13 protein-coding genes are annotated in these 12,189 nt (G+C 70.9%); 9 read left to right on the top strand and 4 right to left on the bottom strand.

All coding sequences use genetic code 11. From position 1 onward, the window contains the following. Positions 1–167 precede the first annotated feature (167 nt). The 5 genes from ABZX85_RS26280 to ABZX85_RS26260 all read left to right on the top strand — a co-directional run bounded on the left by ABZX85_RS26280 (position 168) and on the right by ABZX85_RS26260 (position 5,246). Positions 168–968: an ABC-2 family transporter protein gene (locus ABZX85_RS26280; RefSeq protein WP_355873221.1), complete on the top strand. Its 801-nt coding sequence runs from the start codon at positions 168–170 to the stop codon at positions 966–968. Between the two features lie 91 nt (positions 969–1,059). After that, positions 1,060–1,824, top strand: a complete 765-nt coding sequence (locus ABZX85_RS26275) for an ABC transporter permease (RefSeq protein ID WP_355873572.1) — start codon at positions 1,060–1,062, stop codon at positions 1,822–1,824. Next, positions 1,821–2,822: an ATP-binding cassette domain-containing protein gene (locus tag ABZX85_RS26270; protein ID WP_355873570.1), complete on the top strand. Its 1,002-nt coding sequence runs from the start codon at positions 1,821–1,823 to the stop codon at positions 2,820–2,822. The genes ABZX85_RS26275 and ABZX85_RS26270 overlap by 4 nt, the downstream gene beginning before the upstream one ends. A gap of 32 nt (positions 2,823–2,854) precedes the next feature. Next, complete coding sequence (locus ABZX85_RS26265) at positions 2,855–3,652, top strand: DUF1707 domain-containing protein (protein WP_355873219.1); 798 nt, start codon at positions 2,855–2,857, stop codon at positions 3,650–3,652. A gap of 331 nt (positions 3,653–3,983) precedes the next feature. Next, complete coding sequence (locus ABZX85_RS26260; protein WP_355873216.1) at positions 3,984–5,246, top strand: DUF445 domain-containing protein; 1,263 nt, start codon at positions 3,984–3,986, stop codon at positions 5,244–5,246. Between the two features lie 149 nt (positions 5,247–5,395). On the opposite strand, the gene ABZX85_RS26255 is transcribed toward ABZX85_RS26260, so the two are convergent. Then, positions 5,396–6,931, bottom strand: a complete 1,536-nt coding sequence (locus ABZX85_RS26255; protein WP_355873213.1) for an alginate lyase family protein — start codon at positions 6,929–6,931, stop codon at positions 5,396–5,398. A 176-nt stretch (positions 6,932–7,107) separates the two neighbouring features. On the opposite strand from ABZX85_RS26255, the gene ABZX85_RS26250 reads away from it, so the two are divergent. After that, positions 7,108–7,557 carry a hypothetical protein gene (locus tag ABZX85_RS26250; protein ID WP_355873211.1) on the top strand — a complete coding sequence of 150 codons (450 nt, stop codon included), beginning with the start codon at positions 7,108–7,110 and terminating at the stop codon, positions 7,555–7,557. A gap of 47 nt (positions 7,558–7,604) precedes the next feature. Continuing rightward, positions 7,605–8,582 (top strand): helix-turn-helix domain-containing protein, encoded by a 978-nt coding sequence (locus tag ABZX85_RS26245; protein WP_355873208.1) that lies wholly within the window; start codon positions 7,605–7,607, stop codon positions 8,580–8,582. A 151-nt stretch (positions 8,583–8,733) separates the two neighbouring features. Here the strand turns inward: ABZX85_RS26245 and ABZX85_RS26240 are convergent, their stop codons facing one another. Next, positions 8,734–9,039: a hypothetical protein gene (locus ABZX85_RS26240; RefSeq protein ID WP_355873205.1), complete on the bottom strand. Its 306-nt coding sequence runs from the start codon at positions 9,037–9,039 to the stop codon at positions 8,734–8,736. Positions 9,040–9,198: 159 nt separating this feature from the next. On the opposite strand from ABZX85_RS26240, the gene ABZX85_RS26235 reads away from it, so the two are divergent. Both ABZX85_RS26235 and ABZX85_RS26230 read left to right on the top strand, forming a co-directional pair. Further along, positions 9,199–9,696 (top strand): DUF2267 domain-containing protein, encoded by a 498-nt coding sequence (locus ABZX85_RS26235; protein ID WP_355873203.1) that lies wholly within the window; start codon positions 9,199–9,201, stop codon positions 9,694–9,696. 55 nt (positions 9,697–9,751) lie between these two features. Beyond that, positions 9,752–10,582: an alpha/beta hydrolase gene (locus ABZX85_RS26230; protein WP_355873200.1), complete on the top strand. Its 831-nt coding sequence runs from the start codon at positions 9,752–9,754 to the stop codon at positions 10,580–10,582. Here the strand turns inward: ABZX85_RS26230 and ABZX85_RS26225 are convergent. Both ABZX85_RS26225 and ABZX85_RS26220 read right to left on the bottom strand, forming a co-directional pair. Then, a complete protein-coding gene (locus ABZX85_RS26225; protein ID WP_355873197.1) occupies positions 10,557–11,165 on the bottom strand; it encodes a DUF5753 domain-containing protein in 609 nt (202 codons plus the stop codon). The genes ABZX85_RS26230 and ABZX85_RS26225 overlap by 26 nt on opposite strands. A 59-nt stretch (positions 11,166–11,224) precedes the next feature. After that, positions 11,225–12,133, bottom strand: coding sequence for an arginase family protein (locus tag ABZX85_RS26220; RefSeq protein WP_355873195.1), 909 nt, complete (start codon positions 12,131–12,133; stop codon positions 11,225–11,227). Between the last annotated feature and the right edge of the window lie 56 nt (positions 12,134–12,189).

The raw sequence follows: 12,189 nt of genomic DNA, 5'->3' as shown, positions 1-12,189 counted from the left end.
GCGCCCCTGGTTTGAAGACTCTCGCACCATGCGAACCGTTCCCGGCAATCGGCACGCGTTGGTGAAGAAAACGCGTGGCAGGTCACCGATCCTGCGCACTAGGCTCCTGCGCTTCGGTGTCGTGCGAGGAATGTCACAGAGAAACAGAGAACAGGGGGCCGGTTGCCGTGGGTCCGGCGCGGTTGTACGCGGCCGTTGTGGCAGGGGGGTTCAGAAGGTACGCGACGTATCGGGTGGCGACCGCCGCAGGGGTGTTCACGAACACGGTTTTCGGCCTGATCCTGGTCTACACCTATCTCGCGCTGTGGGACGAGCGTCCGCACCTCGGAGGATACGACCAGGCGGAGGCCGTGACGTACGTCTGGCTCGGCCAGGCCCTCTTCGCGACCCTCGCCCTCCAGAGCGGCGGCATGGAGATGGACCTGATGGAGCGCATCCGCTCCGGTGACATCGCGGTCGACCTGTACCGCCCGGTCGACCTCCAGCTCTGGTGGCTCGCCGCCGACCTCGGCCGCGCGGCGTTCCAGCTGGTCGGCCGGGGCGTGATCCCGTTCGTGGTGGGCGCCCTGCTCTTCCCCACGGCCCTGCCCGTCGACCCGCTGCGCTGGCTGCTCTTCCTGGTCGCGCTGTTCCTGGCGGCGCTGGTGAGTTTCAGTATCCGTTTTCTGGTCGCTCTCAGCGGCTTCTGGCTGATGGACGGCACCGGCGCGATCCAGGTGATGATGATCACCGGCCTGTTCTGCTCGGGCATGACCCTCCCCCTGAACGCCTTCCCGGGCGCCCTCGGCGACGTCGTCCAGGCCCTCCCCTGGGCCGCCCAGCTCCAGATGCCCGCCGACCTCCTGATGGGCAAGACCCCCGCCCTCCACGTCTTCGCCTTCCAGGCGGCCTGGGCCCTGCTCCTCCTGACCGCCGGCCGCCTCCTGACGGGCGCCGCGACCCGCAGGGTGGTGGTCCAAGGTGGCTGACCGGCTTCGGGACCCTGCCGCGTACGACGCCGGCGAGCGCGTCGGCAACCGGCTCACGGAGGGGCTGCGGGCGTACTTGCTGATCGCCGGCATGTGGGTGCGCTCCACCCTCGCCTACCGGGCGTCCTTCGCGATGACGCTGGTCAGCGGCCTGCTGCTGACCGGCCTCGACTTCGTCGGGATCGTCCTGATGTTCTCGCAGGTCGACTCCCTCGGCGGCTGGACCCTGCCCGAGGTGGCCTTCCTGTACGGCCTGGCGGCGATGTCGTTCGGCCTCGCGGACCTCGTGATCGGCTCGGTCGCCCGCCTCGGCACCCGGGTCCGCGACGGCTCCCTCGACACCCTCCTCGTCCGGCCCGCGCCGGTGCTCGTCCAGGTCGCGGCGGACCGGTTCGCGCTGCGCCGGCTGAGCCGGATCACGCAGGGCGCGCTGATCTTTGTGTACGCGCTTACTGCGCTCGACATCCCCTGGACGGCGGAGAAGGTCCTCCTCGTGCCGGTGACCGTGCTGTCCGGCGGGGCGATCTTCTCGGCGGTGTTCGTCGCCGGGGGCGCCTTCCAGTTCGTCGCGCAGGACGCCTCGGAGGTGCAGGCGGCGTTCACCTACGGCGGGGGGACGATGCTCCAGTACCCGCCGACCGTGTTCGCCAAGGAGCTGGTGCGCGGGGTGACGTTCGTCTTCCCGCTGGCGTTCGTCAACTGGGTGCCCGCGTCACATGTGTTGGGCCGCCCCTATCCGCTGGGCCTGCCCGAAGGGGCCGCGTGGGCACCGCCGTTGGTCGCCGCGCTGTGCTGCGCGCTGGCCGGGATCGGCTGGCGGGCGGGCCTCAGGACGTACCGGAGCACAGGGAGCTGAGCGTGGCCGAATTCATTCAACTCGACGACGTGGAGAAGGTGTTCGACGTCCGCAGGAAGACCGGGTTCCTGCGGCGCGAGCGCAGCCAGGTCCGCGCGGTCGACTCCCTGACGTTCACCGTCGCGCGCGGCGAGATGGTCGGCTACATCGGCCCGAACGGCGCCGGGAAGTCCACGACCATCAAGATGCTGACGGGAATCCTCACCCCGAGCGCCGGCCGGCTGCGCGTCGCGGGCATCGACCCCGCCCGCGAACGAACCCGCCTCGCCCACCGCATCGGCGTGGTCTTCGGGCAGCGCACGACGCTCTGGTGGGACCTCCCGCTCATCGACTCCTACCGCCTGATGCACCGCATGTACCGCATCCCCGACGCCCGTTACGCCGAGAACCTCGACCGCCTCGTCCAACTCCTCGACCTCGGCGACCTGTTGGACCGCCCGGTCCGCCAGCTCTCCCTGGGCCAGCGGATGCGCGGCGACATCGCGGCGGCTCTGCTGCACGACCCCGACGTCCTCTACCTCGACGAGCCGACCATCGGCCTCGACGTCGTCTCCAAGGCCAAGGTCCGTGATTTCCTGCGGGAGTTGAACACCGAACGCGGTACGACGGTGCTGCTCACCACCCACGACCTCCAGGACATCGAGCAGCTCTGCAAACGCGTGATGGTCATCGACCACGGCCGCATGATGTACGACGGCCCCCTCGCCGGCCTGCACGAGGTGGGGGAGAGCGAACGCGTCCTCGTCGTCGACCTGGAACGCGAACTCCCGCCCATCGACGCCGGCCCCCGCGCCCGCGTCGTCCGCGTGGACGGCGTACGGCAGTGGCTCGCGTTCCCGGCGTCCGAGTCGGCCGCGCCCCTGGTCGCGCGGATCGCGGCGGAGTGCCCGCTGGTCGACCTGTCGGTGCGCGAGCCGGACATCGAGGCGGTGATCGCGAAGATGCTGCGCTCGCTGGGGGACACCCCCGGGCCGCCGTCGGACAGGGCCACCGCATAGTGCCGTACGCCGGTTCCTCGTAGGCTGGCCGTATGACCGACAACGCTCCGGAACTGCGCGCATCGGACGCCGACCGCGAACGCGTCGCGGAGATCCTGCGGGACGCCCTCGCGGAGGGCCGGCTCGACATGGAGGAGTTCGAGGAACGCCTCGAAGCGACGTACACGGCGCGCACCTACGGGGAGTTGGCGCCGATCACCCGTGATCTGCCCGCGCCGGGAGGGGTGCCGCAGGCGCCGGTGAACCTGGTCAAGGAGCCGCTTCCCGAGGGGAGTTGGACCGGGCAGGTGATCGGTGGCGGTGACGCGTCGCCGAGTTGGGCCGTTGCGGTGATGGCCGGCTTCCAGCGCAAGGGGCGCTGGACCGTGCCCCGGCGGATGAACTGCGTCGCCTTCTGGGGCGGCGGCGAGATCGATCTGCGCGAGGCGGACTTCTCGGCGGGCGAGGTCCAGATCAACTGTGTGGCGATCATGGGCGGTCTTCAGGTGATCGTGCCGCCCGGGGTCGAGATCGTCTCCAAGGGGATCGGGATCATGGGCGACTTCAGCCACCGCGAGAGCGGGGTGCCCGCCGGGCCCGGCGCGCCGCGCGTCGTGATCACCGGGTTCGCGTTCTGGGGCGGCGTCGACATCGAGCGCAAGCGGACGAAGGCGGCGCTGCGGCAGGAGAAGCTGGACCGGCGCGAGGAGCGGCGCCGGCTGAAGGAGGAGCGGCGGGGGGACCGCCGGGAGGAGCGGGAGGGGCGCCGCATGCTGGAGGGCCACCGCGACTCGGTCCATGACCTGCTGGGCGAGTCCCACCGGCGTGGGGAGCGTCACCCGCGCGAGTGATCGCGGGGATCGTGGGAACCATCGGGGACGCCTCTCCCGTTCCAGGAGCAAGAAGGACAATGGGGAGGAGATCGGCGAACGGGTGGAGCCTATGGAACGCAGTGGAGTGGACGCGGGGGACGCTGAGCGGGTGCGCGGTGCGGAGGGGGTGCGGGCTGTCGGAGAGGGTGGGGGTGTGCCGGGCGGGTCGGGTGCTTCGGAAGGTGCGGGTGCTGCGGGAGGTCTGAGTGCTTCCGGTGCTTCGGGCGCTTCGGGTGCGGGGAGTGGCGGGGGCTCTGGGGGTGCGGAGGGTTCCGCGGGCCCCGGCCGGCCTGCCCCGTCGTACCGGACCATGACCGCCTTCACCGAGGCCGACGAGGAGCGGCGGCGCGGGGTGCGGCGGATGAAGCTCACCGCGACCGGGCTGCTGCTGTTCGTGGCCGTGGTGTACGTCCTCGCGAAGTGGGCGTCGCACGAGGGCGCGGGCGCCTGGGCCGGCTATGTGGCCGCCGCCGCCGAGGCCGGCATGGTCGGCGCGCTCGCCGACTGGTTCGCCGTCACCGCCCTCTTCCGCCACCCCATGGGCCTGCCCATCCCGCACACGGCGATCATCCCCACCAAGAAGGACGCCCTCGGGGTGTCCCTGGGTGAGTTCGTCGGCGAGAACTTCCTCTCCGAGGACGTCGTACGGCAGCGGCTGCGCTCCGTCGGCATCGGCAGCCGCCTCGGCGCCTGGCTGGCCGAGCCGCAGAACGCCGACCGGGTCACCGCCGAGCTGGCCACGGCGCTGCGGGGCGCGCTCGCCGTCCTGCGCGACTCCGACGTCCAGGCCGTCGTCGGCGAGGCCATCACCCGGCGCGCGGACGCGCAGGAGATCGCCCCCGGCATCGGCAAGATGCTGGAGAAGGTCGTCGCCGACGGCGGCCACAAACGGGCCGTCGACCTGATCGTGACCCGGGCGCACGACTGGCTGGTGCTGCACAGCGACTCCGTGATGGACGCCGTCGAGGGCGGGGCGCCCGGCTGGACACCCCGGTTCGTCGACAAGCGGATCGGCGAGCGCGTCTACAAGGAGCTGCTCCGGTTCGTCACGGAGATGCGGGACATGCCCTCGCACCCCGCGCGCGGCACCCTCGACCGCTTCCTCGCCGACTTCGCCGCCGACCTCCAGTCCGACACGGACACCCGCGCGCGGGTCGAGCGCCTCAAGACCGAGGTCCTCGGCCGGGGCGAGGTCCAGGACCTCATCGCCTCCGCGTGGACCGCCGTCCGCTCCATGATCGTCGCCGCCGCCGAGGACGAGCGCAGCGAACTGCGCCTGCGGGTACGGGCCGCGCTGCTGTCGCTCGGCGCGCGGATGGCCGCCGAACCCTCCGTCCAGGAGAAGGTGGACGGCTGGGTCGAGGGGGCGGCCGTGCACGTCGTGACGACGTACCGGACGGAGATCACGTCCCTGATCACGGACACGGTGGCCGGGTGGGACGCGGAGCACACGACGCGGAAGATCGAGGCGCACATCGGGCGGGACCTTCAGTTCATTCGGATCAACGGGACGGTGGTGGGGGCGCTCGCCGGGGTGCTGATCTACACGGTGTCGCGGGCTGTGGGGGCTTGAGGCGGGGCGGGGGGATGGTGCCTGCCGGGGGTGTTCGGGGCGGTCTTGTCGGGTGTGCTGGGCTGGGGGCTGGGGGCTGGGGGCTGGGGGCTGGGGGCTGGGGTGCCGAGGTGCCGGGGGCGGTCGGGCCGGGGCGGTGGGCCCGGGGGCTACTGAGGCGGGGTCTGCTGGGCCTGGGGCTGGAGTTCGCGGTTCCTGTTGCGGCGGCGTAGGAGGAGGAAGCCGGCGGCGAGGGTGGTGAGGCCGGTGGCGGCGGCCCAGGGGGCGAGGTCGGTGGGGCCGGTGGCGGCCAGGTCCTGGGTCTTCGGGTGGTTGGGGGCGGTCGAGGGGGCGGGGCTGGTGCCGGTGTCGGTGCCGGTGCCGGTGTTGGCGTCAGCGTCGGTGCCTGCGGTGGCGTTCGCGGTGGGGCTCGCGGCGCCCGCTCTCGCGCCGACTCCCGGGAGCCGCCCGTTCCCTGTCGCTTTGTCCCGCGTGAACGACAGTGTGCCGAAGCCGAGTTGGTCGTAGCCGCCGCTGTTGGGGCCGTAGTCACCGCCGCCGCCCTCGGGGGCCGACTTCGCTGCGATACGGGTGACGTACGAGGCGTCGAGGCCGCGGCGCTTCGTGTAGTGGTTCGCGATCATCGCCCAGACCGGGCGGGTCATGTCGGGGTTCACGCCGGCCGCGGCGGACGCGGTCTCCTTGCCGGACCAGCCGCCGATCGCCCCCTTCGCACGGGTGTTGGGGGTGTAGGGGACGGACTCGCCAAGGCACCACTTCGCGACGTACTGGGCGCCCTTCAGGAAACGGCTGTCGTCGTACCCGTACAGGTCGATGCCCTGGTTCCAGGCCATCTCGCAGACGGTGCCCATGAGTCCGACACCCAGCAGGGAGTGGCCCTGGTCGCGGCCGGCCTCCAGCCACTCGGCGAGGCCGTCGTCGCGCACGACCGGGATCGCGTTGCGGACCGCGCCGAGGCCGTCGCCGTTCTTGAAGTAGTCGACGGCGCGGGCGACTTGGGCCTTGTCGTCGCAGAAGATGCCGGTCGCGAGGACGCAGGCGAGGGCGGTCAGGTCCCAGTTGGGCCAGTAGTTCGTGACGACCGCGTTGTTGTGGTGGAGCAGGAAGCTGTCGCTGATCGGCGCGAAGACGCTCGTGAGCAGTTGCCGGAACCGGTCCAGCTCGAAGTCCGGGTGGTCGCGGACCAGTTCAGCAGCGTTCGCGGCCTGGTAGCCGTAGAGGCCGGCGGCGAGGAAGCGGTCGGCGGAGCCCTGGAGTGAGGTCAGCGTGCCCGACCAGGCGTTGAGGATCTTCACGGCGGTGTCGGCGTGCGCGTCCTCGCCGGTCACGTGGTACCGCAGGCCGTTCTGGTAGGCGGCGTGCAGGTCGTTGTAGAGGATGCCGTAGTTCTGCGGGCTGCCCGAGCCTCGGTACACCGTCTGCTGCGGGTTGGGGTTCCAGGTGGTCTGGGAGTGGCGGTTGGCGGCGAGTTTCGCGTAACCGGCCGTGTACGGGGCCTTGTTCGCCTTCACCTTGCCGGCCATGCGGGTGAGGTCGGCGGTGGTGTGGAGGAGGCCGGGGTGGGCGTAGGAGGCGGGGGCCGCGGTCGCGGGGCTGGCGGTGGGGAGGGTGAGGGCGGTGGCTCCGGTGAGGGCGGCTCCCGTCAGGGCGGTGGTCTTGAGGAGGGTGCGTCGGGTGAGGTGCATGCGGGGGAGACGGGGTGGAGGTGGGGGCGATAACGAAAAGTGGGGTAAGCGGTTGCGGGGGTTTTCTGCCGCGAGGTGTCAGGGACACGAAGGGGCACACAGTCCTGGCGAGAATCCGTTGAACCCTGTCAGTTCCGCCACTTCTCCAAGATCGGCGCTCCTCCTACCGTCGCCGTATGACCAAGCTCCTCCTCTCCCTGCACGTCCTCGCCGCGATCGTCGCCGTCGGTCCGGTCACCGTCGCCGCCAGCATGTTCCCGCCGGCCGCCCGCAAGGCGCTGGCCGCGCCGGAGGACGAACGGGCGGGGTCCGCCGTACGGCTCCTGCACCGGATCTGCCGGGTGTACGCGGGGGTCGGCATCGCGGTGCCGGTGCTCGGGTTCGCCACGGCGAGCGCGATGGGCGTGATGGGGGACACGTGGCTGGTCGTGTCGACGGCCCTGACGGTCGCCGCCGCACTCGTGCTGGTGGTCCTGGTCCTGCCCCGGCAGGAGGTGCTCGTCGAGGGCGGCGGGGATGTCCGGACGACGGCTCGACTCGGCATGTTCACCGGGGTGTTCAACCTGCTGTGGGCGACGGTGACGATCCTGATGATCGTACGGCCGGGGTCGACGACGGGGGCGTGAAGGGAGCCGGGATGTGGCTGGAACCCGGTGATCGATAGAATCTCGCCATGCATACCGTGGCCGTGCTCGCGCTGGATGGGGTCATCCCCTTCGACCTCTCCCTCCCGATCGACGCCTTCGGCTGGGCGCGGCTGCCGGACGGGCGTCCGCCGTACGACGTGAAGGTGTGCGGCGTGCGGGCGGAGGACGACGTCCGGGTCGCCATGCGGACACAGGCGTTCACGATGCGGCCGACGTACGGGCTCGAACTGCTCGCCGAGGCCGACACGATCATCCTGCCCGGGGTGGACGAGCCACCGTCCGAACTCCCGCCCGGAGTCGCCGAGGCACTGCGCGCGGCGGCGGCGAACGGCACCCGGATCGCCTCCGTCTGCGTGGGCGCGTTCCTCCTCGCGGCGACCGGTCTGCTGGACGGGCTGCGCGCGACGACCCACTGGTTCGCGGCGTCCGACCTGGCCGCGCGCTACCCCCAAGTCGACGTGGACCCGGACGTGTTGTACGTCGACAACGGCCAGTTCCTGACGTCGGCGGGGGCCGCGGCGGCGATGGACATGTGCCTGCACATGGTCCGCACCGACCACGGCTCGGCCGTCGCCGCGCACACCGCCCGCATGTGTGTCATGCCGCTCGAACGCGAGGGCGGCCAGGCGCAGTTCATCGTCCACGACCTGCCCCCGGCGCCGTCCGGCACCGCGCTGGAACCCCTGCTGGAGTGGCTCGAAGCCGAGTGCGCGCGGGAGTTGACGCTGGATCAGATCGCCGCGCGGGCCGGGATGAGCACCCGGACCCTCAACCGGCGGTTCCGCGAGCAGACCGGAACGACGCCGCTGCGCTGGCTGCACCGGGCGCGGGTGCGGCGGGCCCAGTACCTGCTGGAGACGACGCCGTATCCGGTCGAGCGGATCGCGGCGCAGGTGGGCTTCGGGTCACCGACGGCGTTCCGGGAACGGTTCCGGAGCGTGGTGGGGACGAGCCCGCAGGGGTACCGGCGGGCGTTTCGAGGGGAGGGGGCTGGGGCGTCGTAGATGGGGGGAGGGGGCCGGGGTACTGGAGGGGAGGCCGTACCCCTACGACCCTGAGCCCACCCGCACCTCACCGCCCTCGCCTCCCGGGAGCTAAAGGTCGTACTACCCGTAGTACTCCAGTACCCCCCTGCCCCCGTAGTCCCCTGCCCCGTCAGACCCCCTTGCGGTCGGCGACCGCCCACGACGCGAGCCCCACGGCCCCCGCGACCCCGAACACGGACGGCCAGGCGCCGACCTTCTTCGCCAGCGGATGCGACCCGGCGAACGCGGCGAGATACGCGACCCCCAGCGCCCCCGCGGCCTTCCCGCCGGCCCGCTCCTTCCACTGCCACGCGGCAGCGGCCCCGGCGGCGGCGAGCACGACCCCGCCGAGATGCCGTTTCTTCGTCCAGCGGGCGACACCGTACCCACCGACGAGCCCACCGGCGGCGACGAGCGAGCTGGGAACCTTGGCCATGGAGTACCTCCTAGGGATCACCCCGAGGCTAACCCCGACCCACCAGGCGCCCTCGAACCTGAGTGCACCTCTGTCAACTTCCCGGAGGTGTCGACGCGGAAATCCGGGGCAGGAGCGACAGACGGGGAACAAGAGGGAACGCCGAGCGGAAACGAGAAGATGACCAAGACGGAGCCTCACGCGACCGACCCGAAGCCGGCCGAGGACACCTCGGGGAGGGCGATCCCGGCCCCGAGACACTCCCTGATCCGCACCCCGGAGCCCTGGCCGCACCTGGTGGCGAGGGTCAAGCGCACGGGCCAGTACCCCACGACGGCGGACGCGGAGCGGATCACCCGCACCACACTGACGTCCCTGGCCCCGCTCCTCCCCGCCCCGGAACGCACGGCCCTCACCCGCACCCTCCCCCCAGAGGCAGCGGCACTCCTCACCCCTCGCACCCCCGCCAACCTCCCTTCCCCCGCAGCCGAGTTCGTCACGGCAGTCGCCGCCCACCTGAACAACGAATCCCCGGACAAGGCCCGTTGGCACGTCACCTCGGTCCTCACCGTCCTGTCCCACCTGGCGGGCCCCACCCTGACGGCCCGCATCATCAACCAACTCCCGCAGGGCTACGCGCTGTTGTTCGGCAGGGCGGAACTGATGCGAAAGCCCTGACGGACCCCCGGAAACCCGAAGGCGGGGGCGGCAGCCAATCGGCCAGACTCCCCCCATGCCCTTGTCCCCACCCCCGCCCTCTTTCCTTCACACCGCCACCGGCACCCGGCTCGCCTACTACGACGAACACCCACCCCACCCCGAACCGGTCCCTCCATTCCTCCTCCTGCACGGTCTCGCAGGCCACATGGGCGAATGGAACGACCTGACCACCCGCCTCCTCACGGCCGGCCACCGAGTGATCCGCTACGACGCGGCAGGCCACGGCGCCAGCACCCGCAACCCACCGGACATGTCCCGCGCGGCGGCGACGGCGGACGCGGTGGCTCTGCTGACGACCCTGAGAACAGGACCCGTAGTACTTCTGGGCCAGTCCCTCGGCGGCCTGACCGCCCTCCTCACCGCGGCAGCCCACCCGGATCTCGTCGAAGCCCTGATCCTGATCGAGGCGGGCCCCGCCATCGCGGCCCCCGACCTCCCCGAGCAGATCGCTGCCTGGCTGGACAGCTGGCCGGTGCCCTTCCCGTCGTACCAAGACGCAGTCGCCTTCCTGGGCCACACGGCCTGGGCCGACGGTCTGAACTGGCACCCCGACGGAACCGGCCACCCCCGCGTCGACCGCGACATGATGACCGCGGCCGTCCGCGAACCAGCCACCCGGGACCGCTGGGCGGAGTGGGAACGCCTCCGCTGTCCCACCCTGGTCGTACGGGGCGCACAGGGCACGATGCCCCACTCGGAACCCCCGGAGATGCGGTCCCGCCGCCCGGACCACACCCACATCACCGTCATTCCGAACGCGGGCCACGACGTCCACCTGGACCGGCCCGGCGAGTTGTACGGGGCGATCTCGGCATTCCTCAACTCCCGCCGCTCCAGCGGGTGAGAGCCTCGGAGATCAGCAACTTGGCGTCGTCCCCGTACACCGCCGCCCGGCTGATGGCCTCGAACGCCTTGACGTGGAGGGCGAGTTCAGCGGGGTCGGTGATGTCGACGCCGGTGGACACGAGTTCGTACGACGCGAGGGTGCCGTCGTACATGTTGAAGCCGGGCATGGGGATGACGTCCGTCTCCGCCGTCGCAGGAAGGATGCCGAGCTTCAACGAGGGCAACTCGATCTCCCTGAGCAGCCGTTCCAGCTGCCCCCGCATGACCTTCGCGCCGCCGACATTCGTATAGAGCGCCTGCTCTCCGAGAACCACCTCGTACTCGTGCTCCCCGTCGTACAGCACGCCCTGCCGCTCCATCCGTTTGGCGACCCCGGCCGGCACGTCGTCCGGTACCCCGAGGAACTCCACGACCTGCCGGAGAATCACCGTCGCGTATTCCTCCGTCTGGAGCGTGCCCCAGATCATGGTCGGCAGGAACGCCCTGCTGCTGCGGCTCTGCCGGTAAAGGGTGACGACCTCGTCCTGAATGTCCTCGGTACCGGTGGCGAGTCGCTGCTGCCAGGGAGTGGAAGTCGTCATCAGATCTCCTCAGAGATGTCGCAAGCCGCCGGTTCCGCCTGTGATGGTGCCCAGATGTCTCACGAACTCAACAGGGGTGGCTGAAAGGCCGCCTGGACGATGTCGGCGAGGAGGGCCGCGCAGGAGCCGTCGGGGTCGAGGTCCGGGTCGTAGATCGTGAGATTGAACCCGACGCAGCGTTCCGACTGCACCAAGGTCCTCAGCAGCGGGGTGAGTTCGGCGGGAAGGAGGCCGTCGGGGTCGGGGCCGTCGACGGCGGGCATGACGGACGGGTCCAGGACATCGGCGTCCAGATGCACCCAGAACCCGTCGGTCACCGGCACTTCGAGGGTCTGCACGACCGCGCCCGCGATGTCCTCGGCACCCCACTTCCGGATCTCACCGACCGTGGCGTTCGAGATCCTCAACTCCGTGAGTTCGGCCCGTTCTTCGTCGTAGTCCCGGATGCCGAGGACCTGTACGTCCTCGTCCCTCACGTACGGCCGCAGCCCTTCGAGGTCCGACAGGTCCCGCTGGCCCCGGCCCGTCGCAATGGCCAACTCCTCACCGCCCGCCGCACCGACACGGTCGGAGTTGCCGGGGTGCCGGAAGTCGGCGGACCCGTCGATGACCGCAAGCCCGTACCGTCCGATACGGCGCAGCGCGAGCGAGGCCCCGAGTTGAATGGAACAATCCCCGCCCAGCACGACAGGGAAGTCCCCGGCACGGACGTGGTGTTCGATGCGGTCGGCGAGCCTGCGGGTGTACACGGCGATCGCCTCGGCGTTGAACACACCATCGCCCTCTTGCCAGTCACCACGGTCATAGCGGGGCGGAACGACGACTCCACCTTCATTCGCACCGAGACGTTGCACGATCCGTTGCTCACGGAGCGCGCCCGCGAGTTTGTAACAGCCGGGCACAGTGCCTTCGGTGGGCGGGCGGAGGCCGAGGTTGGAGGGGGCGTCGATGACTACGAGACGGTGCATGGGCCATTCTGACCACGTGGGGCGGCGTGTGTCTGCTCAACCGTGTGGGTCTGTGT

This window comes from Streptomyces sp. NPDC004539, from assembly GCF_040610055.1.
Lineage (GTDB): Bacteria > Actinomycetota > Actinomycetes > Streptomycetales > Streptomycetaceae > Streptomyces.
This window is presented reverse-complemented; position numbering and strand designations above follow the sequence as displayed.

Coding starts and splice junctions, on each gene's coding strand:
- ABZX85_RS26260 (WP_355873216.1), top strand. CDS start 3,984: ATGACCGCCTTCACCGAGGCCGACGAGGAGCGGCGGCGCGGGGTGCGG.
- ABZX85_RS26275 (WP_355873572.1), top strand. CDS start 1,060: ATGTGGGTGCGCTCCACCCTCGCCTACCGGGCGTCCTTCGCGATGACG.
- ABZX85_RS26220 (WP_355873195.1), bottom strand. CDS start 12,133: ATGCACCGTCTCGTAGTCATCGACGCCCCCTCCAACCTCGGCCTCCGC.
- ABZX85_RS26245 (WP_355873208.1), top strand. CDS start 7,605: ATGCATACCGTGGCCGTGCTCGCGCTGGATGGGGTCATCCCCTTCGAC.
- ABZX85_RS26240 (WP_355873205.1), bottom strand. CDS start 9,039: ATGGCCAAGGTTCCCAGCTCGCTCGTCGCCGCCGGTGGGCTCGTCGGT.
- ABZX85_RS26235 (WP_355873203.1), top strand. CDS start 9,199: ATGACCAAGACGGAGCCTCACGCGACCGACCCGAAGCCGGCCGAGGAC.
- ABZX85_RS26255 (WP_355873213.1), bottom strand. CDS start 6,931: ATGCACCTCACCCGACGCACCCTCCTCAAGACCACCGCCCTGACGGGA.
- ABZX85_RS26250 (WP_355873211.1), top strand. CDS start 7,108: ATGACCAAGCTCCTCCTCTCCCTGCACGTCCTCGCCGCGATCGTCGCC.
- ABZX85_RS26230 (WP_355873200.1), top strand. CDS start 9,752: ATGCCCTTGTCCCCACCCCCGCCCTCTTTCCTTCACACCGCCACCGGC.
- ABZX85_RS26265 (WP_355873219.1), top strand. CDS start 2,855: ATGACCGACAACGCTCCGGAACTGCGCGCATCGGACGCCGACCGCGAA.
- ABZX85_RS26225 (WP_355873197.1), bottom strand. CDS start 11,165: ATGACGACTTCCACTCCCTGGCAGCAGCGACTCGCCACCGGTACCGAG.